Consider the following 26,542-nt stretch of genomic DNA (forward strand, 5'->3'; position numbering starts at 1 on the left):
GGTATAGGTTTCAAGAGGCGAGGCTGGGCAATGTCGGGAACCGAACACGGACATGGCGCCGCAGCGGTCAAGGCCAGCGGATGCGGCTGTGGACCACAGGCGAGCGCGGTGGAAACCGGACAAGAGACCGCGGCTGCAGAGGGATGTTGCAGTGATCGTGCCGATGCGACACCAGCCCACAACCATGGTGGCTGCTGCGGCGGCCGTGACGAGGCGCCGCCGCCGAGCGCGAAGGTGAAGGATCCCGTCTGCGGCATGTCCGTCGATCCCGCGACCTCCAAGCACCGCTTCGAACATCAGGGGCAGACGTACCATTTCTGCTCCGCGAGCTGCCGCACCAAGTTCGCCGCCGATCCCGCCAAGTATCTCGTGACGGCCGCGCCTGCAGCCGCGGCGTCGTGCTGTGGCGGTCATGACCATCACGCGCATCAGCATGACGATGCGAAGGTGATCGATCCCGTCTGCGGCATGAGCGTCGATCCCGCGACCTCGAAACATCGCTTCGAGCACGCGGGTCACACTTTCCATTTCTGCTCGGCCGGCTGCCGAACCAAATTCGCGGCTGAGCCCGACAAATATCTCGGCGAGCGCGAGCCGCCGCCGGAGATGCCGGCAGGCACGATCTACACCTGCCCGATGCATCCCGAGATCCGGCAGGAAGGCCCAGGCACTTGCCCGATCTGCGGCATGGCGCTGGAGCCCGACGTCATCAGCCTCGACGATGCGCCCAATCCCGAGCTCGCCGACATGACCAGACGATTCTGGATCGGCGCGGTGCTGGCAGCTCCCGTGGTCGTGCTGGAGATGGGCGGGCACCTCGTCGGCGGCCACGGCCTGATCGATCCCGTGCTGTCGAACTGGATCCAGTTCGCGCTGGCGACGCCGGTGGTGCTGTGGGCCGGCTGGCCGTTCTTCGTGCGCGGCTGGCAATCAGTGCAGACCCGCAATCTCAACATGTTCACCCTGATCGCGATGGGCACGGGCGTCGCCTACGTCTACAGCGTGATCGCGACCCTGGCACCGCAGGCGTTTCCATCGGCGTTCCGCGGCCATGGCGGCGCGGTGGCGGTGTATTTCGAGGCGGCCTCGGTCATCACCGTCCTCGTCCTGCTCGGCCAGGTGCTGGAGCTGCGGGCACGCGAGGCGACGTCAGGCGCGATCAAGGCGCTCTTGCAACTCGCGCCGAAGACGGCGCGGCGGCTCGATGCCGACGGCAACGATCATGAGGTGGAGATCGTCGAGCTCGCGGTCGGCGACCGGCTGCGGGTGCGTCCCGGTGAGAAGGTGCCGGTCGACGGCGTCATCCTCGAAGGCCGCTCGTCGCTCGACGAATCGCTGGTCACCGGCGAATCGATGCCTGTCACCAAGGACGAGGGCGAGCGCGTCATCGCCGGCACGTTGAACCAGACCGGCGGCTTCGTGATGCGCGCCGACAAGGTCGGTCGCGAGACCCTGCTGTCGCAGATCGTGCAGATGGTCGCCGATGCGCAGCGCTCGCGCGCGCCGATCCAGCGCCTCGCCGACCAGGTCGCGGGCTGGTTCGTGCCGACCGTGATCGCTGCTGCCATTGCCGCCTTCGTCGCGTGGTACGCGTTCGGTCCCGAGCCGCGCTTCGCCTTCGGCCTCGTCGCCGCCGTGAGCGTGCTGATCATCGCGTGTCCCTGCGCGCTCGGTCTTGCGACGCCGATGTCGATCATGGTCGGGGTCGGTCGCGGCGCCCAGGCCGGCGTGCTGATCAAGAGCGCCGAGGCGCTGGAGCGGATGGAGAAGGTCGATACGCTGGTCGTCGACAAGACCGGCACCTTGACCGAGGGCAAGCCGAAGGTGACCAGCATCGTCACGGCTCAGGGCTTCGACGAGTCTGAGGCGCTGCGGCTGGCCGCCAGCGTCGAGCGCGCCAGCGAGCATCCGCTGGCCGAGGCCATCGTCCGGCATGCCGCGGAGCGCAACATCAAGCTCGCCGACGTCAAGAACTTCGACGCGCCGACCGGCAAGGGCGCGCGCGGCGAGATCGACGGCAAGTCGGTCGTGCTCGGCAATGCCACCTATCTCGCCTCGCTCGGCATCATCACCGATACGCTGGGGGTCGAGAGCAAGCGGCTGCGCGAAGAGGGCGCGACCGTGATCACGATGGCCGTCGACGGCAAGCCGGCCGCGTTGTTCGCGATCGCCGATCCGGTCAAGGCCTCGACGCCGGAGGCGCTGAAGGCACTCGCGGCCGACGGCATCAAGGTGATCATGCTGACCGGCGACAACCGCACCACGGCCACCGCGGTCGCGCGCAAGATCGGCATCACCGAGGTCGAGGCCGAGGTGCTGCCCGAGCAGAAGAGCGCGGTGGTCGCGCGTCTGCGCGCCAGCGGCAAGATCGTCGCGATGGCCGGCGACGGCGTCAACGATGCGCCGGCGCTCGCCGCGGCCGATGTCGGCATCGCGATGGGCACCGGCACCGACGTGGCGATGGAGAGCGCCGGCGTCACGCTGCTGCAGGGCGATCTCGGCGGCATCGCGCGGGCGCGAAAACTGTCGGCGGCGACGATGCGCAACATCCGCCAGAACCTGTTCTTCGCGTTCATCTACAACGCCGCGGGCATCCCGATCGCGGCCGGCATCCTCTACCCCGTGTTCGGCATCCTGCTGTCGCCGATCATCGCCGCTGCCGCGATGTCGCTGTCGTCGGTCAGCGTGGTCGGCAACGCGCTGCGGCTGCGGGCGACCGATCTTTGAGACGATGCCGGCGGACTTGCCGAAGCCCGCCGGCATGTCTACCTCTGCCGCGGGCTTTGCAGCGAGGGACCCGCCATGATCGACGCCGCCATCAAGGCGATTTCGCAAATTCTGTCGCCACCGATGCGCTCGATCCTGTGGCGCTCGATCGGGCTGGCGCTGGTGCTGGTCACGGTGCTCGCGATCGGGCTGCAGCGGCTCTTGACCTGGCTCGCGACCGCCGGCGAGGGCTGGGCGGAAGCCATGCTCGGGCCGAACTCGCACGGCACGCTCGAGGTGCTGACCTGGATCATCTCGATCGCCGCCGGGTTCGGCGTGGTGTTCGGCGGCATCATGCTGATGCCGGCGATCACGTCGCTGATCGCGAGCCTGTTCGTCGACGACGTCGCCGACCTCGTCGAGCGCGAGCACTATCCGGCCGAGCGCCCCGGCGTCGCGCTGCCGTTCGGCGTCGCGATCGCGGAAGGCCTCAAGGCCGCCGGCCTCACCATCCTGGTCTATCTGATCGCCCTGCCCTTCGTGTTCCTGGCCGGCGCCGGCTTCGTGATCTTCTTCCTCGCCACCGCCTGGCTGCTCGGCCGCGAATATTTCGAGCTCGCCGCGATGCGCTTCCGGCCGCCGGCGGAAGCGAAGGCGATGCGGCGCGACAATGCGGTGACCGTGTTCACCGCGGGCCTGATCATCGCGGCCTTCGTCACCATCCCGATCGTGAACCTGGCGACGCCGCTGTTCGGCATGGCCTTCATGGTCCACCTGCACAAGCGCCTATCCGGACCGCGGCCCGAGCTGATCGAGCCGTCGCCGGAGCGCCGGCTGCGCAGCCTCTAGCGCCATCATCCGCGGCGACAGGCTCACGGCCTTGTTGCGCGCAAACGGGATCAGCAGGAAGCCGAGCAGCGCTATGCCTGCGAGCAGCGACCAGGCCTCGTTGACGCACAGCGCCAGCGAGGCCTTCTCCACCAGCGGCCGGACATAGGCGATCGCCTGCTCCTCCGAGACGCCGCGCGGCCGGTTGCGCAGCAGCTCCGGCGCCAGCCCGATCGCCTTGGCCGCCGCGGTGTCGCCGGCCATCAGGCGGTCGCGGAACGCCTGCGCATGCATGGCGACGCGGCCGTAGATGATGGTGTCGATCAGCGCGATGCCGATGGCGCCGCCGAGATTGCGCATCAAATTGAACAGCCCGCTGGCATCGGCGACCTCGGCCTGCGGCAGGTCGCCGAGCGCGATCCGTGTCGGCGGCAGCAGGCAGAACATGATGCCGACGCCGCGCACCACCTGCGGCCAGAACATCTCCTGATAGTCTGCGGTCGGCGGCTGGAACGCGCTCGCGGCAAGCCCCGCGCCGAACAGCACGAAGCCGAACGCCGTCAGCAGACGCGCATCGACCTTGCCGTCCAGCGCCGTCACGAGCGGGGCCGCAATCAGTTGCGCCACGCCGGTCACCAGCATGATCTTGCCGATCTCGAACGCATCGTGGCCGCGCACGAAGGCGAGGAACACCGGCATCAGATAGACCGAGCCGAACAGCCCGATGCCGAGGCAGAAGCTCGACAGGCAGCCGAGCGTGAACGACCGCCGCTGGAAGCTGCCGAGCCGCAGGATCGGATATGGCGCGGCGAGCAGGCGCTGGATCAGCAAGGTGAGGCATGACGCGCTCAGCACCAGGAACGCAATGCAGTTCGACGACAGCCAGCCGCCCTTCGGCGCCTCCTTCAGCCCGAGCTCGAGGCTGGCCAGGGACACCGCGAGCAGCAGCAGCGCGAACAAATCGAGCTTGTCGAGCTCCGCGAGATCCACGCGCTGCTTCGGCAGCAGGCCAGGCGTCACCAGCGCGGCAATGACACCCGGCACGATGTTGATGAGGAACAGCCAAGGCCACGACCAGGTGTTGGTGATGAAGCCGCCGACCACGGGCCCGATGGTCGGCGCGAGCACCGCGACGACGCCGCCGATGGTGGTCGCGACCGCGTGCAGGCGCGGCGGAAACAGCAGGAAGACGGCGGAGAACACCACGGGAATCAACAGGCCGCCGAAGAAGCCCTGCAGCACGCGGAACGCCAGCAGCGTGTGAAAATCGCCGCTGAACGCGCAGCCGAGCGAGGCGGCGGTGAAGATGCCGACGGCGCCCGTGAAAAGCCAGCGCAAGGTGAACACGCGCGTGAGCAGGCCGGTGAGCGGAATGGCGATGATCTCGGCGATCAGATACGCCGTCTGGATCCAGCTCATCGCCTCGGGCGTGATGCCGAGCGCCTCCTGGATGGTCGGCAGCGACGTCGCCACCACCTGGATGTCCAGGATCGCCATGAACATGCCGACGCACATCAGGATGAACCCGAGCCAGGTGGCGATGCTCGGACGATCCTGCGGCGCGGCCGACCCGCTCATGCCGTCTGGCCGCCGCCGATGCCCGAGAGCGCCTCGGATTCGGCGCGGATGCGGATGAACAGCACCGCCGCATTCAGGCCGGAGAAGATCAGCGCGATCAGCGGCAGATGCAGCGCCAGCGGCAGCAGCGCGATCTCGGCGGCGACCACCAGGTAGTTCGGATGCGAGATGTAGCGATAGGGACCATCGGTCACCAGCGGCGCACCGGGCAGGATGATGATGCGCGTCGTCCAGCGCGGACCGAGCGTCGCGAGCACCCACCAGCGCAGCCCCTGCAGCAGCACGAAGCCAGACAGCAGCCACGGGTCGACCTCCTGGTCGGCGCCGAGCAGCCACAGCGAGACCAGCCAGGCCGCGTGCATCGAGATCATCAGCGGATAATGATCCGCGCCGACCTCGACCGCGCCCATGGCGCGCAGGCGACGGGTGTTGTGGCGGGCGAGCACGAGCTCCCCGAGCCTTTGCATGGTGACGAGCGCGAGGACGAAGGCGGCGAAGGTCATGCGGCGTGCCTCAGTGAAACGCAGCTTGCGGTGAAACCCGGTCCGAGCGCGGTCAGCACCGAGCGCGGCGGCAGTCCGCGGGCGCGCGCGCGCTCCAGCACGAACAACACCGTCGGCGCGGACATGTTGCCGTAGTCGGCGATGATCTCGCGCTCATGATCCAGCGTGCCCTGGCCGATCGACAGCGCGCGCTCCAGCGCCGTGATCACCTTGGCGCCGCCGGGATGGCAGACGAAGCGGTCGACGTCGCCGGGCGACAGCTTCATGTTGCCGAGGATCTCGTTGACCGCGGGGCCCATGTTCTCGGTGACGAAGTCCGGAATCGTGCGCTGGAAGATCACGCCAAAACCTTCGGGATCGACGCTCCAGCCCATGATATCAAGCGTATCCGGCCACAGCTTCTCGCCGGTCGCCTCGACGCGCGTCTGGCCGCCATCGCCGGCGCGCAGGATCGCGGCCGCCGCGCCGTCGCCGAACAGGCTGAGCGCGACGATGTTGGCCTTGCTCAGCTCGTCGTGGCGCACCGCAAGCGTGCACAATTCGAAGGTCACGAACAGCACATTGGTGCCGGGCCGCGCCTGCGCCAGCCGCGCGGCGATCGACAGGCCGGAGACGCCGCCGGCGCAGCCGAGCCCGAACACCGGCACGCGCGAGACATCGGAGCGGAAGCCCATGCGGCCGGCGACGCGCGCCTCCAAGGTCGGCGTCGCGATGCCGGTCGAGCTCACGCTGACGATGGTGTCGATCTCGGCAGCCGTGAGATCGGCCTGCGCCAGCGCCTTGTTCGTCGCGTCGACGAACAGCGCCTCGGCGCCTTCGAGATAGGCCTGCGTGCGCTCCGGCCAGCCGCGCCGCTCCATGTACCATTCGATCGGCTTGACGCCGTAGCGCTGGCGGATGCCGGTGTTGGCGAACAGGCTCGCCATCGTGTCGAACTGCGGAAAGCGCGGCGACAGCACCACGCGCGCCGCTTCCATCACTTCGTTCTGACGGAATTGATGCGGCGGCACAGCGGTCGCGAGCGACACGAGGGCGGCGGTATGGTCCATGCGATCGATCCTTCCACGTCCCGGCGCAAAAAGTCCGAGAACGCGGGAATTCTCACGCGCCACTCACATCGCCCGGATTACTGTTCCATCTTATGACCAATGCGGGCGGCGATGTGGCCCGGCGATGGTGAGAGCGCGTCGGCGCGTGACGTAAAGGTGACTGTCAATCGCACGCGCGCGTGCAACCGTTCGTCGTCCTCAACGTATCAGGCGGTCTTCTCCGGCCAGCGGCAGAGGTCCTTGATCAGGCACAGCTCGCAGCGCGGCTTGCGCGCGAGGCAGGTGTAGCGGCCGTGCAGGATCAGCCAGTGATGGGCATGCAGCATGAACTCGGCCGGGATCACCTTCTCCAGCCCGAGCTCGACCTCGAGCGGGGTCTTGCCGGGGGCCAGCCCCGTGCGGTTGCCGACGCGAAACACGTGTGTGTCGACCGCCATCGTGTGCTCGCCGAACGCCATGTTGAGCACGACGTTCGCGGTCTTGCGCCCGGCGCCCGGCAGCGATTCCAGCTCGGCGCGCGTGCGCGGCACCTCGCCGCCGAACTCGTTGATCAGCTTGTGCGACAGCGCGATCACGTTCTTGGCCTTGGTACGATAGAGGCCGACGGTCTTGATGGTGTCACGCACGGTGTCCTCGCCGAGCGCGATCATCTTCTGCGGCGTGTCGGCGACCGCGAACAGCGGCCGCGTCGCCTTGTTGACGCCGGCGTCGGTCGCCTGCGCCGACAGCACCACGGCGACCAGCAGCGTGTACGGGTTGAGGTGCTCGAGCTCGCCCTTGGGCTCCGGATTGGCCGCCGCAAAGCGGCTGAACGCCTCGCGCACCTCTTCCGGGGTCCAGGGCTTGGTCGCCTTCAAGGTTTTCTTGACGGGCCGGGCCGGGGAGACCTTTGGCGTCTTCTTCGCGGCCTTGGCGGCGGCTTTCGGGGCCGTCTTGGGAGCGGCTTTGACGGCCTTCTTGGCAGGCTTGCGAACCGGCAGCGGCTTGGCGCGTTGGGGGCGGGTGATTTTGGCCATGATCCGGGTATACTGAGGCCCCATGACGCCAGGCAACGCTTTTGCGTATCAGGAGACCGGCAACGACGCCGCTGATCCCGAGCTGTTCTCGGCCCGGCTGACGCCGCATCGCTCGCTCAACCGCACCGGCTTTCTGGTGCTGATGGTGGTGGTCTGCGCCATCAGCTTCATCGGCGGCCTCGCCTCGCTGCTGATGGGCGCCTGGCCGGTGCTCGGCTTCTTCGGCCTGGATGCGCTGGCGATCTACTGGGCCTTCAAGGTCAACTTCCGCCGCGCCAAGGCTTACGAGGACGTCTCGATCACCCTGACCGAGCTGCGCCTGCGCCGGGTGAGCCACAAGGGCCATGTCATGGAATGGCGCTTCAACCCGCTCTGGGTTCGGCTCGATACGGAGAGCCATGAGGAGTTCGGCATCGAGCACCTCTACCTCGTCGCCCGCGGCCAGCGCGTCGCCATCGCGAGCTTTCTGGGGCCGGAGGAAAAGGCGAGCTTTGCGAAAGCCCTGACGGCCGGCCTGCAGGCCGCGAAACGCGGGCCGGTGTATAATCCGCTGTAGCGGGCCGGCGGGACTGCGCGGCGGGTCTGGTACCCAGACGGAAGTACCCACCATCACCTCCGCCGTCGTTCCGGGGCGCGCGCAGCGCGAGCCCGGAACCCATACCCACAGGACATCATGTGGGGCACGCGAGGAGTGGGCATCTCGCCTCACACGTCTTCTCGTGGTTATGGATTCCGGGCTCATCGCTGCGCGATGCCCCGGAATGACGGAGCAAGCCAGCACCGTCCCGGATCAGACCAAAACCGGCCGCCCCCCTAGCCCCCCGATCAGAAATCGGGTGGAGTCCCCGTCCCGGCCGCCCTACATCCGGATCATGATGACCCTCGCCATTCACGATTCCGCCCTGGCCAAGCCGGGCCCGCAACATTCCGCTGATCTGCGCGACTACGACGCCGTGCGCCGCGCGATCGCGTTCATCTCGGAGCATTGGCGCCGGCAGCCGACCATCGAGGACATGGCCGACGCCGCCAGCCTGACGCCGGACGAGCTGCACCACCTGTTCCGGCGCTGGGCCGGGCTGACGCCGAAGGCGTTCATGCAGGCGCTGACGCTCGACCATGCCAAGGGCCTCTTGAAAGGCTCGGCCAGCGTGCTCGACGCCGCGCTCGATTCCGGCCTGTCGGGCCCCGGCCGGCTGCACGACCTGTTCGTCACCCACGAGGCGATGTCCCCCGGCGAATGGAAGACCGGCGGCGCCGGCACCACCTTGCGCTACGGCTTCCACCCCTGCCCGTTCGGCATGGCGCTCGTCATGGCCACCCCGCGCGGCCTCGCCGGCCTCGCCTTCGCCGACCCCGGCGAGGAGGCTGGCGCGCTCGCCGACATGAAGAGCCGCTGGCCCCGCGCCGATTATGTCGAGGACGTCCCCGGCACCGCCGGCCTCGCCCAACGCATCTTCGACAAGACCCTGTGGCGCCCCGACCAGCCGCTGCGCGTCGTGCTGATCGGCACCGACTTCGAGGTCCGCGTCTGGGAGTCCCTGCTCAAGATCCCCATGGGCCGCGCCGTATGCTACTCGGATATCGCGACAAGGCTGGAGTCGCCGAAAGCCTCGCGCGCAGTCGGCGCTGCCGTCGGCAAGAACCCGATCTCCTTCGTCGTGCCGTGCCACCGCGCGCTCGGCAAGACCGGCGCGCTGACGGGCTATCACTGGGGGCTGACGCGCAAGCAGGCGATGATCGGGTGGGAGGCCGGACAGGTGGGGATGGGGTAGAAGGAACTATCATGCCCATCTGGATTAGCGTAAGGCTGCATTGGCCCTCCGATTAGCTTGGGGTGGACCCTTATCGGCGTAGCGTCACAGTCGCCGATCTGTATGAAGCCATGTCGACTCGTGGTCGAGTTCGGTACCCATGCGGACCGAGTCCTAGAAGATGGGGGAAGCTGCAAGCGGACACACGCGATCGATTGGCGCCGTATTTTTTCGCCCGGTGACGCGGTCCGTTCGATCTTAGAGACCCTTCCGCAGTTCGAGCATTGCGGCGTTGATGCCGAGCAACTCGAACTTCGCGTTGTAGAGGACCTGCAAAAGCTCCAGTGACACCATTCCGCACTGGGCGGTAGTCCGCAATGCCGTGTCCAGTTCAATGCCGTCGCCGTGCAACATGATCGCGAGCATCAATCGGCGGTCCGGCTCATCAATAATCTTCATGTTGCCAGTGACGGAGCGCTCATTCGGATGGCCGCCCCAGTCGATGCAGCGTTGGTAAAGGTCCTCGAAGCGCTGCCCGGCGTGCCGATTCGCTGCGGTCACAGACGCTGCGACGGCAACATGCTTGAACGCCTTCTTCGACGCCTTCATGCCCGCCTCGTCCTGATGCCGGTTAAGCCAAACAGTCGCCAGTGACGGGTCGCGACGAATGTGAACGGCATAGGCCGCGTTCTCAAGCATACCCCGGCACTGGCGGTAACACTCCACGGCCTGCCCGGCCATCGCTTCTCCTGCGGCGGCACGCATCGCGGCATGGCAGCGGAGCAGAAGCATCGCCTCAACTTCGCTTGGTGGGTTTACCCAGTGCTTCGAAATCCTGACGAAGAGTTCGTCGATTGCTACGAGCCGGGCGGTCGCGGCCTTCTTGTTGTGGAAGGTGGCATACTGTTGCTGATGAGTCTCCTGTAGGAACTTGGTGAGCTCATCGTCAGCCCAGCCGGGCGGCGGCGTGTTGGTCCGAGCGACGGCGGGCGGTGCAGAAGGGAGTTTGGCGGTGTCTGACATTCCACTGATGTAGGTGTGGGGCGCCGAATTTGGGAGCCGGCTTGCTTCAGAGAATTGATGGCAGGACACGAGACCGGTACAAAGCGGTGGCGTGGTGGTCGAAAAGCTTGAATATTTTCAATGGCCTTCGGCGATCAACTCCTCACGTTGACCGTAACACCCCGGTTCGTCGAGCGCCTCGATCTCGCAGGAGAGATCATCGATCGCAACGTATCGAAATCGCGTTTGCTATCTGGTGAGCGACTTCTAAAAAATATAATTCTCTTGCGTATTTACAGAAATTGTGATTTTATCCGCCCATCCCGCCTCAACGAGAGGGGCGTTGCGCGCGATCGTCACGACACGCGAGGTGGGGAGGCGATGGCCGCGGTCTGCCGCAGCGTGTCCTTATGGGCGCGCCGACGAACGGCTGGATTGCGGACGTGAAGTCGCAGGGTCCTGATACCCCGACGCTGGTATCAACTCACGACGAAGCTTCGCTTCGCGTGGGGATGGTGGCCAACAAGCCCGGCGCACCAGGGAGACTGCGTATAAGCGTGAAGACCATCGCGCAGGGAATGCCGGATGATCGGCAGCACCTGTGGTACCTGCCGCCTGCATTTTTTTACGCAGGCGGGCCATGGGTGAGGCCTTCACCCGGCATTCCCTGCGCCCTCTCATCTTTCGGAGGGACATGGTTGAAGCAGGACTCGGGCGAGATGCGCCGCGAGATCGTGGGACCGTGTCTTCAGTTGTTTGAGATGTGAATCAGGGAAAAGGCGATCCGGGCGTCCGTGTCACCCGGACCGCGTAAGGCACGCGTCCGCGAACTGCGCGATCTCAGGGCCAAGTCGGCGTTAGGTCACTCAGACCGTCATGGCCGGGCTTGACCCGGCCATCCATCTTTTTGGACGGCCCTTCTGCAAGGGAATGGATGCCCGGGTCAAGCCCGGGCATGACGAGCTCATTAGCTCGATCAGCGCGTGCTCGATCAGCCCGCCAAATCCAGCTTCGACTCCACGGTCGAATCCGCGTTCAGCCGGTAGATGATCGGTACGCCGGTCGCGAGCTCGCGCTTCAAAATGCCTTCCGGGGAGAGCTTCTCCAGCACCATGATCAAAGCGCGGAGCGAGTTGCCGTGGGCGGCGACGAGGGTGCGCTGGCCGCGGAGGACGCCGGGGAGGATCTCCTGGACGTAGTAGGGCAGCGCGCGGGCGAGCGTGTCCTTGAGGCTCTCGCCGCCGGGCGGCGGCACGTCGTAGGAGCGGCGCCAGATGTGGACCTGCTCCTCGCCCCATCTGGCGCGGGCGTCGTCCTTGTTGAGGCCGGAGAGATCGCCATAGTCGCGCTCGTTCAACGCGAGATTCTTACTTGTCGGCAGGCCGGTCTGGCCGAGCTCGGTCAGGATCAGGTCGAGCGTGTGCTGGGCGCGCGTCAGCACCGAGGTGAACGCAACGTCGAAGACGAGCCCCTGCGCCTTCAGCTTGCGCCCGGCCTCCTTGGCCTCGGCCACGCCCTGCTCGGTCAGGTCCGGATCCTTCCAGCCGGTGAACAGGTTCTTCAGATTCCACTCGCTCTGGCCGTGGCGCACCAGCACCAGGAGACGTTCACTCATCAGTTCGCTTCCATCGACGTTGAACTAGAACAGGTCCTTGAGGCCGAGCACGTCGTCCATCGTGTAGTAGCCCGGCGGCTTGCCGTGCGCCCACAGCGCCGCCTTGAGCGCGCCATGGGCGAAGATCATGCGGTCCTCGGCCTGGTGCGACAGCACCAGTCGCTCCGAAGGGCCGGCGAAGATGACGCTGTGATCGCCGGCGGCGGTGCCGCCGCGCAGCGAGGCGAAGCCGATGTCGCCAGAGCGGCGCTCGCCGGTGATGCCGTCGCGGCCGCGGGCGGAATGCTGGTCGAGCGTGATGCCGCGGCCGTCGGCAGCCGCACGTCCCAGCATCAGCGCGGTGCCGGAGGGCGCGTCGACCTTGTGCTTGTGATGCATCTCGAGGATCTCGATGTCGAAGCCGGCGTCGAGCGACTTCGCCACCTGCCTGACCAGCGCCGCCAGCAGGTTGACGCCGAGGCTCATATTGCCGGACTGCACGACGATGGCGCGCTTGGTGACGCTCTTGATGACGGCGTCGTCCGACGACGACAGGCCGGTGGTGCCGACGACGTGGACGATGCCGCGCTCGGCGGCGATGGCGACGTTGGCGATGGTCGCGGCCGGGACGGTGAAATCGAGGATGCCGTCGGCCTCGGCGGACATGGTCCAGAGGTCGCCCGACAGCTTGATGCCGTTGGCAGGCAGGCCGGCGAGGGCGCCGGAGTCCTTGCCGATCAGCTCCGAGCCGGGGGCTTCGAGCGCACCCGCCAGCACGGCGCCGTCGGTCTCGGCGATTGCACGCACCAGGGCGCGGCCCATGCGGCCGCCAGCTCCGGCAACGATCAAGCGCATCTTGGACATCTCAGCTCCTCCGCTCCTTCAAGGGCTATAGCCGGGGCCGATGGCGGCGGCAACCGAGCGAGGCCAGGTCGCGCGTGGTGTGGGGCGGGCGGCGATCAGGGCTGCGGGCCGTCATAGCCCTCGATGATCACCAGATCGCCCTGCGAATGCGGCGCGCGCATCGCGACCAGGCGCTGGTATTCAGGAGAATTGTAACACGCCAGCGCGGTCGCGTAGTCCTTGAACTCGATCACGACGTTGCGCGAGCGCGAGGTGCCCTCCCTGGTCTCGTACTGGCCGCCGCGGACCAGGAACTTGGCGCCGTACTGGTGGAACACCGCGCCGTTCTGCGCGACGTATTCCTTGTAGCCGTCCATGTTGTGCACGTCGATCCGCGCGATCCAATAGGCCTTGGGCATCCCTGTCGTCTCCCTGTTCTCGGTCGCTGTTGCTTACGTGCGATTGGTCTTGCCGGCCAGCGCCACGGCGCCGGCGATGTCGGCGACGATGCTCTCGGCGGCCGCAGCCGGATCGGCAGCGCCGGTGACGGGACGCCCGACGACGAGGCGGTCGGCGCCGCCGGCGATCGCCAGGGCCGGGGTCATGATGCGCTTCTGGTCGCCAACGTCGGATCCCGCCGGACGGATCCCGGGGGTCACGAGCTGCATGTCAGGCCCGACCAGCGGACGCACCAGCGCCGTTTCCTCGGGCGACAGGATCAGGCCGTGGATGCCGATCTCCTTGGCCTGCACGGCGCGCCTGGCGACGAGCTCCTTGACGCCCATGGCGTAGCCGGCGGCGGCGAGGTCGGCATCATCGTAGGACGTCATCACGGTGACGGCGAGCAGCTCGAGGCTGGAGCCGGCGGCGCCGGCGAGCGCCGCTCGCATGCTCTGCGAGAAGCCATGCACGGTAAGGAAACGGGCGCCGAGCCGGGCGATCTGCCTCGTGGCGCGCTCGACGGTGGTCGGGATGTCGTGCAGCTTGAGGTCCATGAAGACGTGCTTGCCCTCGGCCGCAAGCCGCTCGGCGAGGCCGAGCCCGCCGGCATAGGTCAGCTCCATGCCGATCTTGTAGAACGTCACGGCATCGCCCAGCCTTGCGATCATGGCCTCGGCCTCGGCCACGCCGGGCAGGTCGAGCGCCACGATCAGACGGTCGCGCGGAGCAATCTCGGTCGGCATGTCACCTCACATCGTATGTTGCGCTGTTGCGATCAGCTCCCGCACCAGCGCATCGAGCGCCGTGATGTCGGCGGGCAGTTTGAGCCGGTCCATGTCGTTGTAGGCCTTGTCGGCGAAGGCCAGCGCGAGCTGGCTCGGGATCACCGTCGCATTGCAGGCGGTCAGCACCAGCCGCAAGGCGGCGAGCGCGCGGATGCCGCCGAAGCGGTTCTCGGAGGCGGCGGCGATCGCGAACGGCCGGCTGCGAAAAACCGCGCCGCGGCTGCCGGGCGGCTCGTCGACCCGCGAGATCCAGGTGATTGCGTTGGTCAGCAGCGGCGGCACCGAGGCGTTGTATTCCGGCGTCACCAGCAGCACGGCATGATGAACGCCGATCATGCGCGTCAGATTCACGGCGTGATGCGGAATGCCCGATTGCGCCTCGAGGTCGGCGTCGTAGATCGGCAGCGGGAAGTCAGCGAGCGAGATACGGGTGATGTCGGCGCCAGCCTGCACGAACTGATAGGCGGCGGCCGCGGCGAGCTTCGCGTTGTGCGAGCCGGCCCGGGTCGAGCCGGGAATGATGAGGATCTTCAGCGCGGACATCGTGAGGTCGGTCAGCGACCCGCCACGAAGGATCGCGGCCGCCGGTCAGGGCTTGCGATACACCCAGACGCGCGCCGGCGGAAGGTTCATCCAGATGCGCTCGGAGGCCTGCGTGGTGACGCCGGGCAGCGACTTGGGAATCGGCGGCACGACGGAATAGGTGAACTGCACGAACGGCGCATTCGGCGACATCGCCGCGAACGCATCGCGGATCAGCTTCATGCGCGTCAGCATCGGCTTGGTCACGAGCGGCAGGCCGGAGACGACGGCCGCGGCAGGGGCGCTGAGCACGTTCCAGAGCGTGTCGCGGAGGCGATAGGCGTCGCCCTGGACCACCTTGGCCTGCGGGTAGCGGTCGCGCAGCAACGCGCAGAAGCCCGGATTGTACTCGACCAGCACGAGCCGCTTCTGATCGACCCCGCGCTCGACCAGCGCGTTGGTGATCGCGCCGGTGCCCGGTCCGAGCTCGATGACAGGGCCTGTGCCGTGCGGATCGACGTACTGCGCCATGGTCCGCGCCAGCAGCCGGCCCGACGGCATGACGGCGCCCATATGCAGCGGCTTTTCGATCCATGAGCGGAGGAAGCGCACTTCGTCGTCCAGACGGAGAGGCTTTTTCGACGCACGCACGGACGTTTGCAGGGGCATCTCGGTACCAGACGGGACCGCTTTCACGGCGATGTCAGAAAAGAGTCACAAAGACCTATAGGGCGCAGGCGGGACGGTCAAGCCGAACCGTAACGTACGATTAAGGCTGGCGGGTCCGCGCTCTTACAGTTGCATTCGATAATTTTTTGCATGTGCAGAGCAGCAAATTCGCTCGACCTCTGAATCTGAATCCCGAAATCATTCGGCGAAACCACGAGGCCGTGCTTGCTTGAACTCACGGCTCAGCTCGCCGCCTTGCCGAAGAAGTCCTTCACCTTGGTGAAGAAGCCGGCCGCCTCGGGCTGGGTCGCTCCGGACGACAACTTCTCGAACTCGGCCAGCAGCTCCTGCTGCTTCTTGGTCAGGTTCTGCGGCGTCTCGACCACGATCTGGACATACATGTCGCCGGTCTGGCGCGAGCGCAGCACCGGCATGCCCCTAGACGCGATCCGGAAGCGGCGGCCGGACTGCGCTCCGGCGGGAATCTTGACCTTGGTCTTGCCCTTGTCGATCGTCGGCACCTCGAACTCGCCGCCGAGCGCCGCCGTCACCATCGAGATTGGCACGCGGCAGTGCAGGTCGGCGCCGTCGCGCTGGAAAAACTCGTGGGCCGTCAGCGACAGGAAGATGTAGAGATCGCCGGGCGGCCCGCCGCGCAGGCCCGCTTCGCCCTCGCCGGCGAGACGGATGCGGGTGCCGTCCTCGACGCCCTGGGGAATGTTGACCGACAGCGTGCGGTCACGGGTGACGCGGCCCGAGCCGGAGCATGACGGACAGGGGTCCTCGATCATCTGGCCGCGGCCGTGACAGCCGGGACAGGTGCGCTCCAGGGTGAAAAAGCCCTGCGCCTGCCGGACGCGACCGGCGCCGCCGCACATCGCGCAGGTCTTCGGCTTGGTGCCGGCCTTGGCGCCGGTGCCCGAGCAGGATTCGCAGGTCACCGAGACCGGAATCTCGATCTGAGCGGTCTTGCCCTGGAACGCCTCTTCCAGGGTGATTTCCATGTTGTAGCGCAGGTCGGCGCCGCGCTCGCGCCCCGTGCCGCCGCGCCGCTGGCCGGCCATGCCGAACAGGTCTTCGAAGATGTCGGAGAACGAGGAGGCAAAGCCGGCGCCGAAGCCGTGCGCGCCGCCCATGCCGCCCTGCTCGAAGGCGGCGTGGCCATAGCGGTCGTAGGCGGCGCGCTTGTCGGCGTCGCGCAGCACCTCATAGGCCTCGTTGATCTCCTTGAATTTCACTTCGCTGGAGGCATCGCCCGGATTCTTGTCCGGATGCCACTTCATGGCCAGCTTGCGGAAGGCGGCCTTGAGCTTGCCCTCGTCGGCGTCGCGTTCGACTTCCAGGGTCTCGTAGTAGCAGCGCTTGGTGGACATCAATCAAACCCGCCCGAACTTCGCCCAACAGGAACGGCTGGCGCGATCGCCGCGCGCGTTCCGGGTCAATGAAAATGACCCCCATCCAACGAGCCGCTGAAAGCGCTCTTTGGCATGGGGGTCATGGTCACTACCTCTGCCTCAGTTAAGCAGATTTCTTCTTGTCGTCGTCGACCTCGGTGAACTCCGCGTCGACCACGTCATCCTTGGCGGCGTCGCGGGCCGCATCGCTCTCGGCCTGCTGCTTGTACATCGCCTCGCCGAGCTTCATCGACGCCTGGGCCAGCGTGTTGGTCTTGGCCTTGATCGCCTCGGCATCGTCGCCCTTCAGCGCTTCCTTGAGGTCGCTGACGGCATCCTCGATGGCGCGGCGCTCGGTGTCGGCGACCTTCGAGCCATGCTCGGCCAGCGCCTTCTCGGTGGAGTGCACCAGCGCGTCGGCATGGTTCTTGGCGTCGACCGCCTCGCGGCGCTTCTTGTCCGCCGCGGCATTCGCCTCGGCGTCCTTGACCATCTTGTCGATGTCGGCTTCCGACAGACCACCCGAGGCCTGGATGCGGATCTGCTGCTCCTTGCCGGTGGCCTTGTCCTTGGCCGACACGTTGACGATGCCGTTGGCGTCGATGTCGAACGTCACCTCGATCTGCGGCATGCCGCGCGGGGCCGGCGGAATGCCCATCAGGTCGAACTGGCCGAGCATCTTGTTGTCGGCCGCCATCTCGCGCTCACCCTGGAAGACCCGAATGGTGACCGCGTTCTGATTGTCCTCGGCGGTCGAGAACACCTGGCTCTTCTTGGTCGGGATCGTGGTGTTGCGGTCGATGATGCGGGTGAACACGCCGCCCAGGGTCTCGATGCCCAGCGAGAGCGGGGTCACGTCGAGCAGCAGCACGTCCTTGACGTCGCCCTGCAGCACGCCGGCCTGGATCGCGGCGCCGATCGCCACCACCTCGTCGGGGTTGACGCCCTTGTGCGGCTCCTTGCCGAAGAACTGCTTCACCATCTCCTGGATCTTCGGCATGCGGGTCATGCCGCCGACCAGCACCACTTCGCCGATCTCGCCGGCGGTGAGGCCGGCATCCTTCAGCGCCTTGCGGCACGGCTCGATGGTCTTCTCGACGAGGTCGGCCACCAGCGCCTCGAACTTGGCGCGGGTCAGCTTCATCGTCAGATGCTTCGGACCGGACTGGTCCGCGGTGATGAAGGGCAGGTTGATCTCGGTCTGCGTGGTCGACGACAGCTCGATCTTGGCCTTCTCGGCCGCTTCCTTGAGGCGCTGCAGAGCGAGCTTGTCGTTGCGCAGGTTGATGCCCTGCTCCTTCTGGAATTCGTCGGCGAGGTAGCTGACCAGACGCATGTCGAAGTCTTCACCGCCGAGGAAGGTGTCGCCGTTGGTCGACTTCACCTCGAACACGCCGTCGCCGATTTCAAGAATGGAGACGTCGAAGGTGCCGCCGCCGAGGTCGTACACGGCGATCGTGCCGGCCTTGGTCTTGTCGAGGCCGTAGGCGAGCGCCGCCGCGGTCGGCTCGTTGATGATGCGCAGAACCTCGAGGCCCGCGATCTTGCCGGCGTCCTTGGTGGCCTGACGCTGGGCGTCGTTGAAATAAGCGGGGACGGTGATGACGGCCTGGTCGACCTTCTGGCCGAGATGGGCTTCCGCGGTCTCCTTCATCTTCTGCAGGATGAAGGCGGAGACCTGCGAGGGCGAATAGGTCTTGCCGTCGGCCTCGACCCAGGCGTCGCCGTTGCCGGCCTTGACGATCTTGTAGGGGACGAGCTTCTTGTCCTTCTCGACCATCGGGTCATCATAGCGGCGGCCGATGAGGCGCTTGACCGCAAAGAAGGTGCGCTCGGGGTTGGTCACGGCCTGGCGCTTGGCCGGCTGGCCGACCAGACGTTCGCCGTCGTCACTGAAGGCGACGATCGACGGCGTGGTGCGCATGCCCTCGGCGTTCTCGATGACCTTCGACGTTTTGCCGTCCATAACGGCCACGCACGAATTCGTGGTGCCGAGATCGATCCCGATGACCTTTCCCATGGTCTCATATCCTTCTTTTTGCGGCAGGTTGGGTGGGGCCCTGACGGCGCCCCCATCCAAAACCCCCTCAGATCAAATGCTCGCGATATTGCGACGATGAGCGTCATATAGGAGGGGGGGAGTGGCCCGCAAGGACCGGACCAGGGGTTCGACCCCACGAAAATCACGGCCCTCGCCGAACGACCTCGCGGAGTCATCAAGAAGGGCCAATCGACCTTGGCAGCGCCCTAAACGGGAGGGTGCGATCGCGGGCAGGGAGCAACGAATCCGGTACTCCGGATCTGCCCCGATGACCGAAATGCGTTGTTAACCCACGGGCCCTAGCCTGCCGCACTCCTGGGACGGGAATGAGGCATGGTCATCGACACCGATTGGGGCTTTCCGCAGCGTGCGCGCGAAGCCGGCCAGGCCACGTTCCCCGGACTGCTGATCTGCGCCATCGTGGTTGCAGCGGCGTGGCTGCGATACACCCTTCCCCTCAATGTCGATGTCAGCTGGTGGCTCCTCGTCAGCGAGCGCATGCTCGATGGCCAGCGGCTCTACGTCGACATCCTCGAGACCAATCCGCCGATGGCCGGATCGGTCTATCTGCTGGCCGTCGCGCTGGCGCGTGCGATCCATCTCAGGCCCGAATTGGCGACGAACATCCTGATCTTCGCGCTGGCCGCGGCATCCCTGACGCTGGTGTGGCTGGTGCTGCGGACATCGGCCCTGCGCCATCGCCTCGCCGACGGTTGGCTGGCGGCGTGGACGGCCGCCCTGCTCCTGATCGCGCCGATGTATGATTTCGGCCAGCGGGAACACCTGGCCCTGATCACGATCCTGCCGGCGATCGCGGTGTACATCCTGCGCGCCAGGGGCGAGCGGGTGGGCCCGGCCGCCGTGCTCATCGCCGGGCTCAGCGCCGGCCTCACGATGAGCTTCAAGCCCTATTTCGCCTTCAGCGCCGGCTTCTGCATTCTCGCCGCCGCCGCTCAGGCGCGCGACTGGCGCGTGCTGTTCGCGCTGGAGAACTGGATCGCCGCGGCGCTGGTGCTGCTCAACGCGGCCTGTATCTACCTGTTCTTTCCCGAATATTTCACGCTCATCTATCCGCTGGTCCGCGACGTCTATCTGCTCCTGAAGGCGCCGGTGCCGACCATCCTCGTGACCCTGCCGATGGGCCTGTGGCTTGCCGCAGCGATCACCATTCTCCTCCTCCAACGCCGGCAGCACGCGCGCGACGCGGCGTCTTTCACCACGCTGGCCGGATCGCTCGGATTCCTGGTGTCGTTCGTCGCGCAGCAGAAGGGCTGGGGCTATCACGCCTATCCCATGGTCGCGCTGGCGTTGCTCGCCGCCGGCCTCGCCGCGTCGGCGATCGACACCCGCCGCGACATGCGGCGCTGGCCGCAGGTCGCCACCGCTCTCGCCGGCGCCGTGCTGTTCGTGCAGACCTGCCTCTGGTTCAATGGCAGCGTCGACGTCCGGCAGATTGAAGCCCAGGTGGCGCGGCTCGGGCCGCGACCGAGCATGCTGGTGCTCAGCGCGGCCGCGGTCATCGGCCACCCGATGGTGCGGACCCTCGGTGGCACCTGGATCTCGCGCCAGGAGGCGTTCTGGGTCCGGGAAATCGTCCGCCGATCGCAACAGGACGGAACCATCGATTCACAGACGGCGCAGCGGCTCGCGCCCTATGTGGAACGCGAACGCGCCGGGATCATCGCCGACTTCCGGAAGCAGCCGCCCGACGTCGTCCTGATCGACAATCAGAACAGCGACTGGGGCGATTGGGCGCGTTCCGACCCCGAGCTCAGGGCCCTGCTCGCGCCCTATGTGCTGGTACAGACCGTCGACGGCGTCGAAATCCTGAAGCGCGGCTAGCGCTGCACCATCCTGAATCCGCCTTTTGAGGCAAAATGTGCCCCGCCGGAGCGCGCCGACCGCCGCAGGCGATCAAAACCGCGCGCCCGGCCTGTTGCGGGGGGCGCAAAGCCGCTAAAAGCGTGCCCGCCGAAGACCACGCTGGCGAGGACCCCCGACCGCCTCGGCGCGCGGCCCCGGTCAACGAGGCAATGTTTGATGATGATCGTTCGACTCTTCACCGCGGCCACCCTGCTGATCTCGCTGCTGCACCCCGCATGGGCCACTGACGCCGTATTTCCGCCCGGCGTCCGCATCGGGCTCGCGCCGCTGGTCGGGCTCGCCAAGGCCAAGACGTTCTCCGGCTTCGAAACCGAGGACCAGAGCGTGAAGGTGCTGCTGACCGAACTGCCCGCCGCCGCCTATGGCGAGGTGAAGAACGCGTTTACCGCCAATCCCGCCGGGACCGGCAGCGTCAAGCCGGAGAGCATCGAGACCGCCGCCGGCACCGCCTACTATACCGTCGAGAACGGCCGCGATGGCAACACGCCGGTGCGGCGCTACTCGATGATCCTGCCCGGCAACGGCTTCTCCGGCTACGTGGCCGTGCAGATCCCGGAGACCGCGAGCCGGATCTATACCGACGATGCCGTGCGCCAGATGTTCGCCTCCGCCGTCGTCCGCAAGGACGTTCCGGTCGACGAGCAGCTCGCGATGATGCCGTTCAAGGTCACCGACCTCTCCGGGTTCAAGACCATCCGCACGCTCGGGCCGGGCGCCCTGATCCTCGCCGACGGCGAGGAGGACAAGGGATTCGAGGCCGCGCCCTTCGTGGTGATCGGGCTGGTGGCCGGCGTGGCCCCGGAGGCGGGCGACCGCGCGCGCGTGGCGCAGCAGGCGGCCACCACCATTCCGGGCGTCCGCGAAGCGCGCATCACGATGTCCGAGCCGATCCGCATCGACGGCCAGCCGGCCTATGAGACCCGGATCGACGCCACCAGCGGCAAGGACAATACGCCGGTGACGGTGGTGCAGTGGCTGCGCTTCGGCGGGCCGAACACGTTGCGGATCATCGGCAGCGCGCCGCGCGACCAGTGGTCGGCGGCCTTCCCGCGGTTCCGTGCCGTCCGCGACGGCATCCAGCCAAGAGGCTGAGACCAGCCCGGCATCGGACGGCGTGATCACGCCGGCTGCTCGCCGCGAGACGAACTACAAGGTCGCGCCGACAAAAAAGAAGCCACGGGCATCACTGCCCGTGGCTTCTTCGTTCGACAACAGGACGGCCGCAGAACGCGTGCCCGTGCTCGCCGTCAGGCGGCGCTGTTCGACTGATCGTTGCTCGCCGCGGGCGCCGCCTTCGCGCCGCCCTTGGACACGCCGACCAGGGCGGGGCGCAGCACGCGCTCGCCGATCATGAAGCCGGCCTGCACGACCTGCACCACCGTGCCGGACGGCACCGACGGATCCGGCACCTCGTACATCGCCTGCTGGAAATTGGGGTCGAACTTTTGCCCGGTCGGATCGAACTTCTTGACGCCGTTTTTCTCCAGCGTGTTGAGCAGCGAGCGCTCGGTGAGCTCGACGCCCTCGATCAGCGACTTCAGGCCCGCATCGGCATTGTCGCGCGTCTCCGCCGGCACGGCATCGAGCGCGCGCTGCAGATTGTCGGCGATGTCGAGCACGTCACGGGCGAAGCCGGTGATGCCGTACATGCGCGCATCGGCGACCTCGCGGGCGGTCCGCTTGCGCAGATTCTCCATCTCCGCCAGCGTGCGCAGCATCTTGTCGCGCGCGTCGGCCGCCTCCTTGGCAAGGGCCTCTGCCGAGCCGGCCTCGGGATCATCGGGCATGATGTAGGGCTTGGAGACGACGGGTTCGCTGGCCTGCGCCGGGTTTTCCGGATCATTCTTATGCAGGTCGGGATCGGTCATGGACAGACTCGCAAGTTCGGCTGACGGGTTTGGGGATATGGGGCGGGATATCGTGCTTTGAGCGTCGAAAATCAAGCGCAGCCTGACCGGCTCGCCGGAGACGCCGTCCGCGGATTAACCATCTCACGCATCAGCCACCCAGCAGCCGGCTGACCAGGCGCGCGGCATAATCGACCGTCGGAATCACCCGGGCATAGTTGAGCCGGGTCGGACCGATGACGCCGAGCACGCCGACGATGCGACCCGTGGCGTCGGAATAGGGCGACACGATCGTCGACGAACCCGACAGCGAGAACAGCTTGTTCTCCGAGCCGATGAAGATGCGGACACCTTCCGCGCTCTCCGCGCGCCCGAGCAGATCGACGACGCCGCGCTTGGTTTCGAGATCGTCGAACAGCCGCCGGACACGCTCGAGATCTTCGAGCGCATGCAGGTCCTCGAGCAGGTTGGCGTGGCCGCGCACGATGAGCTGCCGCTCGTCGCTGTCGCCGCCGGACCAGCTCGCGACGCCGGCGGCGATCACCTTCTGCGTCAGCTGGTCGAGCTCGGCACGGTCGTGCGCCAGCGCGGTCTCGAGTTCGAGCCGCGCTTCCGCCAGCGTCCGCCCTCTGATCCGGGCGTTGAGGAAATTGGACGCCTCGGTCAATGCCGAGGACGGCACGCCCGGCGGCAGGGTCAGGACCCGGTTCTCGACCTGTCCTTCCTCGCCGACCAGAACGACGAGCGCGCGCTCGGGCTCGAGCCTGACGAACTCGATGTGCTTCAGCCGGGTGTTGGATTTGGCGGTCAGAACCACGGCGGCGGCACGGGTCAGACCCGACAGCCGGGTCAGCGCTTCATCCAGCGCCGCCTCGACCGATTGCGCCCGGCCAACGGCCGCGAGCTGGCTCTGGATCGACTGCCGCTCGGCCTCCGTCATGTCGCCAACCTGCATCAGGGCGTCGACGAAGAAGCGCAGGCCGGCTTCGGTGGGCAGCCGGCCGGCCGAGGTGTGCGGCGCGTAGATCAGGCCGAGCTGCTCGAGATCGGCCATGACGTTGCGCACAGAGGCCGGCGACAGCGGAACCGCGATCAGCCGCGAAATGTTGCGCGAGCCGACCGGCTCGCCGGTCGCCAGATAGCTTTCGACGATCTGCCGGAAGATCTCGCGCGAGCGCTCGTTCAGCTGCGCCAGACCGGCCGGCGGTGTCATCAGGTTGATCGGATCGTGGTGGGCCACCAGATGCACTCCTCCCAGCTGCCTATAATGTGTCCATGCGGCGGCTCGGTGGCAAGCCGGTCATGAGGAGGGGGCTCCGGGAGCGACGGGCCCTTGATAAACCCTTGCCGCTGCCGGTCGCGGCTCCTACAAGGCCGTCAAACACCCTCTTTCGCCTCTTTCACGGAGAGAATCATGCGGCCGAGCCGCCGTGCACCGGATGAACTGCGGGCCGTGAGCCTGGAACGCGGCGTCGTCAAATACGCCGAGGGCTCCTGCCTGGTGAAGTTCGGCGACACCCATGTGCTGGTCACCGCCACGCTCGAGGACCGGCTGCCGCCCTGGCTCAAGGGCCAGGGACGCGGCTGGATCACCGCCGAATACGGCATGCTGCCACGCGCCACGTTGGAGCGAACCCGGCGCGAGGCCTCCGCCGGCAAGCAGACCGGCCGCACGGTCGAGATCCAGCGCCTGATCGGCCGCTCGCTGCGCACCGCGATCGACCTGGAAGCGCTCGGCGAGCGCCAGATCACGGTGGACTGCGACGTGCTGCAGGCCGATGGCGGCACGCGCACGGCGTCGATCACCGGCGCCTGGGTCGCGCTGGCCGACTGCATCAAGTGGATGAAGTCGCGCAACATGATCAAGACCGAGGTGCTGCGCGCCAACGTCGCCGCGATCTCCTGCGGCATCTACAACGGCACGCCGGTGCTCGATCTCGACTACGCTGAGGATTCCGAGGCGGAGACCGATGCCAATTTCGTCATGACCGGCGACGGCCGCATCATCGAGGTGCAGGGCACGGCGGAGAAGACGCCGTTCACGGAGGCCGAGTTCCTGGCGCTGATGGCGCTCGCCCGCAAGGGCGTCGCGCGGCTGGTCGACCTGCAGAAGATGGCGGTCGCGTGAACGGTCCGCACCGCAGGCTCACCGGTCGCATCGTCATCGCGACCCACAATCCCGGCAAGCTTGCCGAGATGCGCGAGCTGCTCGCCCCCCATGGCGTCGAGGCGGTGTCGGCCGGCGATCTCGGCCTGGGCGAGCCGGACGAGACCGGTGAGACCTTCCAGGCCAACGCCCGCATCAAGGCGGTCGCCGCGGCCAAGGCCGCGCAGCTTCCGGCCTTTGCCGACGATTCCGGCATCGTGGTTCACGCCCTCGACGGTGCGCCGGGGATCTATTCGGCGCGCTGGGCCGGACCGGACAAGGATTTCACCGGCGCGATGACGCGGATCGAGCGCCTGCTGCAGGAGCGCGGCGCCGCGGGTGCCGACCAGCGCGGCGCTCATTTCGTTTCGGCGCTGTGCGTGGCATGGCCGGACGGCCATGTCGAGGAGGTCGAGGCGCGGGTCGACGGCACGCTGGTCTGGCCGCCGCGCGGCACGGCCGGCTTCGGCTACGACCCGATGTTCCTGCCAGAAGGGCACGATCGCACGTTCGGCGAGATGACCAGCATCGAGAAGCACGGCCTGCCGCCGCTCGGCCTCCGCCTGTCGCACCGGGCGCGCGCCTTCGTGAAGCTCGCGGAGATCTGCCTTGACCAGCGCTGACAGCGAAGCGTTCGGCGTCTATGTGCACTGGCCGTTCTGCCTGTCGAAATGTCCGTATTGCGACTTCAACAGCCACGTCCGGCACGCGGCCATCGACCAGGAGCGCTACGCCCGCGCCTTCGCCCAGGAGATCGCGACCACCGCCGCCCGCATTGGGCCGCGCACCGTCAGCTCGATCTTTCTCGGCGGCGGCACGCCGTCGCTGATGCAGCCGCAGACCGTCGGCGCCATTCTCGACGCGATCGGAAAGCACTGGCATGTCGCCGCTGACGTCGAGGTGTCGCTCGAAGCCAATCCGACCAGCGTCGAGGCGACGCGCTTTGCCGGCTATCGCGCCGCCGGCGTCAACCGCGTCTCGCTCGGCGTCCAGGCGATGGACGATGCGTCGCTCAAGATGCTGGGCCGACTGCACACGGCCGAGGAGGCGATGAAGGCGGTGGCGATCGCGCGCAATGCCTTCGAGCGCTATTCGTTCGATCTGATCTATGCCCGGCCCGACCAGACGCCGGCGATGTGGACCGAGGAGCTGACGCGCGCGATCGGCGAGGCAGCCGAGCATTTGTCGCTGTATCAACTGACCATCGAGGAAGGCACGCCATTCTTCGGCCTGCATGCCGCGGGCAAGCTGAAGACGCCGGATGAAGGCCTGGCGCGCACATTGTACGACGTCACGCAGGAGATCTGTGGCCGTCACGGACTGCCGGCCTACGAGATCTCCAATCATGCCCGCCCGGGCGCGGAGTGCCGGCACAACCTGCTCTATTGGCGTGGCCAGGAATATGCCGGCATCGGTCCCGGCGCCCATGGCCGTCTCGACATCGGCGGCATCAGACACGCGACCGCAACCGACAAGCGGCCCGAGGCCTGGCTGATGCGGGTCGAGTCCAACGGTCACGGTGTGATGACCGACGACGAGCTCAATCGCGAGGAGCGCGCCGACGAATTCCTGCTGATGGGGCTGCGCCTCCGAGAGGGCATCGATCCCCGCCGCTATGCCGCGATCTCCGGACGGGCGCTGGATCCGCGCCGCATCGCGCTGCTGCGCGAGGAGGGCGCGATTGCGGTCGAGCCGGACGGGCGGCTGCGCGTGACCCAGGACGGCTTTCCGGTGCTCGACGCGGTCGTCGCCGACCTCGCCGCCTGAGCTTTGCATGAGGATACCGCGCGTGATGCAGCGGCGGTTTCGGCGCTAACCCTCGTGGTGAGGAGCGCCGCAGGCGCTCGAACCATGAGGCCCGTGCCGGGGCCTCGCCCTTCGAGACGCGCGCCTTCGGCGGGCTCCTCAGGGTGAGGGGAAGCAGCCTTCTATAAGGCGCGACA

General features: G+C 67.1%; 24 protein-coding genes. 9 read left to right on the forward strand and 15 right to left on the reverse strand.

Features of this window, described 5'->3' with window-relative positions; genetic code table 11:
- The first annotated feature begins 255 nt into the window (after positions 1-255).
- Together QX010_RS27930 and QX010_RS27935 are read left to right on the forward strand one after the other, a co-directional pair.
- The gene (locus QX010_RS27930) at positions 256-2,727 is read left to right on the forward strand and encodes a heavy metal translocating P-type ATPase (protein ID WP_410051986.1); all 2,472 of its coding nucleotides are present in this window, start codon (positions 256-258) and stop codon (positions 2,725-2,727) included.
- A gap of 75 nt (positions 2,728-2,802) precedes the next feature.
- The gene (locus tag QX010_RS27935) at positions 2,803-3,555 is read left to right on the forward strand and encodes a sulfate transporter family protein (RefSeq protein ID WP_316183009.1); all 753 of its coding nucleotides are present in this window, start codon (positions 2,803-2,805) and stop codon (positions 3,553-3,555) included.
- Here QX010_RS27935 and QX010_RS27940 read toward each other — a convergent pair.
- From QX010_RS27940 to nth, 4 genes are all read right to left on the reverse strand, one after another.
- Positions 3,493-5,112 (reverse strand): DHA2 family efflux MFS transporter permease subunit, encoded by a 1,620-nt coding sequence (locus QX010_RS27940; RefSeq protein WP_316183010.1) that lies wholly within the window; start codon positions 5,110-5,112, stop codon positions 3,493-3,495. The genes QX010_RS27935 and QX010_RS27940 overlap by 63 nt on opposite strands.
- Positions 5,109-5,615 (reverse strand): isoprenylcysteine carboxyl methyltransferase family protein, encoded by a 507-nt coding sequence (locus QX010_RS27945; RefSeq protein ID WP_316183011.1) that lies wholly within the window; start codon positions 5,613-5,615, stop codon positions 5,109-5,111. Before QX010_RS27945 ends, QX010_RS27940 begins: the two co-directional genes overlap by 4 nt.
- Positions 5,612-6,664, reverse strand: a complete 1,053-nt coding sequence (locus tag QX010_RS27950; protein WP_316183012.1) for a type III polyketide synthase — start codon at positions 6,662-6,664, stop codon at positions 5,612-5,614. The genes QX010_RS27945 and QX010_RS27950 overlap by 4 nt, the downstream gene beginning before the upstream one ends.
- A gap of 206 nt (positions 6,665-6,870) precedes the next feature.
- On the reverse strand, positions 6,871-7,680 hold the full coding sequence (gene nth / locus QX010_RS27955) for an endonuclease III (protein WP_316183013.1): 810 nt from the start codon (positions 7,678-7,680) through the stop codon (positions 6,871-6,873).
- A gap of 22 nt (positions 7,681-7,702) precedes the next feature.
- Here nth and QX010_RS27960 point away from each other — a divergent pair, with 22 nt between their 5' ends.
- Entirely contained in the window at positions 7,703-8,236 is a 534-nt protein-coding gene (locus QX010_RS27960) for a DUF2244 domain-containing protein (protein WP_316183014.1), read from the forward strand.
- 316 nt (positions 8,237-8,552) lie between these two features.
- A complete protein-coding gene (locus QX010_RS27965; RefSeq protein ID WP_316183050.1) occupies positions 8,553-9,452 on the forward strand; it encodes a bifunctional helix-turn-helix domain-containing protein/methylated-DNA--[protein]-cysteine S-methyltransferase in 900 nt (299 codons plus the stop codon).
- Positions 9,453-9,689: 237 nt separating this feature from the next.
- Here QX010_RS27965 and QX010_RS27970 read toward each other — a convergent pair whose 3' ends face one another.
- The 9 genes from QX010_RS27970 to dnaK form a co-directional block, all read right to left on the reverse strand.
- A complete protein-coding gene (locus QX010_RS27970; RefSeq protein ID WP_316183015.1) occupies positions 9,690-10,454 on the reverse strand; it encodes a hypothetical protein in 765 nt (254 codons plus the stop codon).
- Positions 10,455-11,424: 970 nt separating this feature from the next.
- Entirely contained in the window at positions 11,425-12,048 is a 624-nt protein-coding gene (locus tag QX010_RS27975) for a 2,3-bisphosphoglycerate-dependent phosphoglycerate mutase (RefSeq protein WP_315805617.1), read from the reverse strand.
- A gap of 24 nt (positions 12,049-12,072) precedes the next feature.
- Complete coding sequence (gene dapB / locus QX010_RS27980) at positions 12,073-12,891, reverse strand: 4-hydroxy-tetrahydrodipicolinate reductase (RefSeq protein ID WP_316183016.1); 819 nt, start codon at positions 12,889-12,891, stop codon at positions 12,073-12,075.
- A gap of 95 nt (positions 12,892-12,986) precedes the next feature.
- Positions 12,987-13,289, reverse strand: coding sequence for a DUF1330 domain-containing protein (locus tag QX010_RS27985; protein ID WP_172113622.1), 303 nt, complete (start codon positions 13,287-13,289; stop codon positions 12,987-12,989).
- 33 nt (positions 13,290-13,322) lie between these two features.
- Positions 13,323-14,054, reverse strand: a complete 732-nt coding sequence (pyrF, locus tag QX010_RS27990; protein ID WP_316183017.1) for an orotidine-5'-phosphate decarboxylase — start codon at positions 14,052-14,054, stop codon at positions 13,323-13,325.
- Positions 14,055-14,060: 6 nt separating this feature from the next.
- Positions 14,061-14,639: an NAD(P)H-dependent oxidoreductase gene (locus QX010_RS27995; protein ID WP_316183018.1), complete on the reverse strand. Its 579-nt coding sequence runs from the start codon at positions 14,637-14,639 to the stop codon at positions 14,061-14,063.
- Between the two features lie 45 nt (positions 14,640-14,684).
- Complete coding sequence (locus QX010_RS28000) at positions 14,685-15,287, reverse strand: class I SAM-dependent methyltransferase (protein WP_315805613.1); 603 nt, start codon at positions 15,285-15,287, stop codon at positions 14,685-14,687.
- Between the two features lie 242 nt (positions 15,288-15,529).
- Positions 15,530-16,660 carry a molecular chaperone DnaJ gene (gene dnaJ, locus QX010_RS28005; RefSeq protein WP_316183019.1) on the reverse strand — a complete coding sequence of 377 codons (1,131 nt, stop codon included), beginning with the start codon at positions 16,658-16,660 and terminating at the stop codon, positions 15,530-15,532.
- A gap of 145 nt (positions 16,661-16,805) precedes the next feature.
- Positions 16,806-18,701, reverse strand: coding sequence for a molecular chaperone DnaK (gene dnaK, locus QX010_RS28010; protein ID WP_315805611.1), 1,896 nt, complete (start codon positions 18,699-18,701; stop codon positions 16,806-16,808).
- Between the two features lie 354 nt (positions 18,702-19,055).
- Here dnaK and QX010_RS28015 point away from each other — a divergent pair, with 354 nt between their 5' ends.
- Positions 19,056-20,564, forward strand: a complete 1,509-nt coding sequence (locus QX010_RS28015) for a hypothetical protein (RefSeq protein WP_316183020.1) — start codon at positions 19,056-19,058, stop codon at positions 20,562-20,564.
- A gap of 198 nt (positions 20,565-20,762) precedes the next feature.
- Positions 20,763-21,698: a hypothetical protein gene (locus QX010_RS28020; protein WP_315805609.1), complete on the forward strand. Its 936-nt coding sequence runs from the start codon at positions 20,763-20,765 to the stop codon at positions 21,696-21,698.
- A 155-nt stretch (positions 21,699-21,853) separates the two neighbouring features.
- Here the strand turns inward: QX010_RS28020 and grpE are convergent, their stop codons facing one another.
- Positions 21,854-22,474: a nucleotide exchange factor GrpE gene (grpE, locus tag QX010_RS28025; RefSeq protein WP_315805608.1), complete on the reverse strand. Its 621-nt coding sequence runs from the start codon at positions 22,472-22,474 to the stop codon at positions 21,854-21,856.
- A gap of 130 nt (positions 22,475-22,604) precedes the next feature.
- On the reverse strand, positions 22,605-23,693 hold the full coding sequence (hrcA, locus tag QX010_RS28030; RefSeq protein ID WP_315805607.1) for a heat-inducible transcriptional repressor HrcA: 1,089 nt from the start codon (positions 23,691-23,693) through the stop codon (positions 22,605-22,607).
- Positions 23,694-23,867: 174 nt separating this feature from the next.
- Here hrcA and rph point away from each other — a divergent pair, with 174 nt between their 5' ends.
- The 3 genes from rph to hemW are packed head-to-tail and all read left to right on the forward strand — an operon-like array spanning position 23,868 to position 26,366.
- Positions 23,868-24,581: a ribonuclease PH gene (rph, locus tag QX010_RS28035; RefSeq protein ID WP_315716822.1), complete on the forward strand. Its 714-nt coding sequence runs from the start codon at positions 23,868-23,870 to the stop codon at positions 24,579-24,581.
- Positions 24,578-25,222, forward strand: a complete 645-nt coding sequence (gene rdgB / locus QX010_RS28040) for an RdgB/HAM1 family non-canonical purine NTP pyrophosphatase (protein ID WP_316183021.1) — start codon at positions 24,578-24,580, stop codon at positions 25,220-25,222. Before rph ends, rdgB begins: the two co-directional genes overlap by 4 nt.
- Positions 25,209-26,366: a radical SAM family heme chaperone HemW gene (hemW, locus tag QX010_RS28045; RefSeq protein WP_315805605.1), complete on the forward strand. Its 1,158-nt coding sequence runs from the start codon at positions 25,209-25,211 to the stop codon at positions 26,364-26,366. The genes rdgB and hemW overlap by 14 nt, the downstream gene beginning before the upstream one ends.
- Positions 26,367-26,542 lie beyond the last annotated feature (176 nt).

Source organism: Bradyrhizobium sp. SZCCHNRI1009 (genome assembly GCF_032487575.1).
Taxonomy (GTDB): domain Bacteria; phylum Pseudomonadota; class Alphaproteobacteria; order Rhizobiales; family Xanthobacteraceae; genus Bradyrhizobium.

Coding starts and splice junctions, on each gene's coding strand:
- QX010_RS27965 (WP_316183050.1), top strand. CDS start 8,553: ATGATGACCCTCGCCATTCACGATTCCGCCCTGGCCAAGCCGGGCCCG.
- dnaK (WP_315805611.1), bottom strand. CDS start 18,701: ATGGGAAAGGTCATCGGGATCGATCTCGGCACCACGAATTCGTGCGTG.
- QX010_RS28015 (WP_316183020.1), top strand. CDS start 19,056: ATGGTCATCGACACCGATTGGGGCTTTCCGCAGCGTGCGCGCGAAGCC.
- pyrF (WP_316183017.1), bottom strand. CDS start 14,054: ATGCCGACCGAGATTGCTCCGCGCGACCGTCTGATCGTGGCGCTCGAC.
- QX010_RS27960 (WP_316183014.1), top strand. CDS start 7,703: ATGACGCCAGGCAACGCTTTTGCGTATCAGGAGACCGGCAACGACGCC.
- QX010_RS27975 (WP_315805617.1), bottom strand. CDS start 12,048: ATGAGTGAACGTCTCCTGGTGCTGGTGCGCCACGGCCAGAGCGAGTGG.
- QX010_RS27945 (WP_316183011.1), bottom strand. CDS start 5,615: ATGACCTTCGCCGCCTTCGTCCTCGCGCTCGTCACCATGCAAAGGCTC.
- QX010_RS27985 (WP_172113622.1), bottom strand. CDS start 13,289: ATGCCCAAGGCCTATTGGATCGCGCGGATCGACGTGCACAACATGGAC.
- QX010_RS28000 (WP_315805613.1), bottom strand. CDS start 15,287: ATGCCCCTGCAAACGTCCGTGCGTGCGTCGAAAAAGCCTCTCCGTCTG.
- QX010_RS27970 (WP_316183015.1), bottom strand. CDS start 10,454: ATGTCAGACACCGCCAAACTCCCTTCTGCACCGCCCGCCGTCGCTCGG.
- dapB (WP_316183016.1), bottom strand. CDS start 12,891: ATGTCCAAGATGCGCTTGATCGTTGCCGGAGCTGGCGGCCGCATGGGC.
- QX010_RS27930 (WP_410051986.1), top strand. CDS start 256: ATGTCCGTCGATCCCGCGACCTCCAAGCACCGCTTCGAACATCAGGGG.
- QX010_RS27950 (WP_316183012.1), bottom strand. CDS start 6,664: ATGGACCATACCGCCGCCCTCGTGTCGCTCGCGACCGCTGTGCCGCCG.
- rph (WP_315716822.1), top strand. CDS start 23,868: ATGCGGCCGAGCCGCCGTGCACCGGATGAACTGCGGGCCGTGAGCCTG.
- grpE (WP_315805608.1), bottom strand. CDS start 22,474: ATGACCGATCCCGACCTGCATAAGAATGATCCGGAAAACCCGGCGCAG.
- nth (WP_316183013.1), bottom strand. CDS start 7,680: ATGGCCAAAATCACCCGCCCCCAACGCGCCAAGCCGCTGCCGGTTCGC.
- dnaJ (WP_316183019.1), bottom strand. CDS start 16,660: ATGTCCACCAAGCGCTGCTACTACGAGACCCTGGAAGTCGAACGCGAC.
- QX010_RS27940 (WP_316183010.1), bottom strand. CDS start 5,112: ATGAGCGGGTCGGCCGCGCCGCAGGATCGTCCGAGCATCGCCACCTGG.
- QX010_RS27935 (WP_316183009.1), top strand. CDS start 2,803: ATGATCGACGCCGCCATCAAGGCGATTTCGCAAATTCTGTCGCCACCG.
- QX010_RS28020 (WP_315805609.1), top strand. CDS start 20,763: ATGATGATCGTTCGACTCTTCACCGCGGCCACCCTGCTGATCTCGCTG.
- QX010_RS27995 (WP_316183018.1), bottom strand. CDS start 14,639: ATGTCCGCGCTGAAGATCCTCATCATTCCCGGCTCGACCCGGGCCGGC.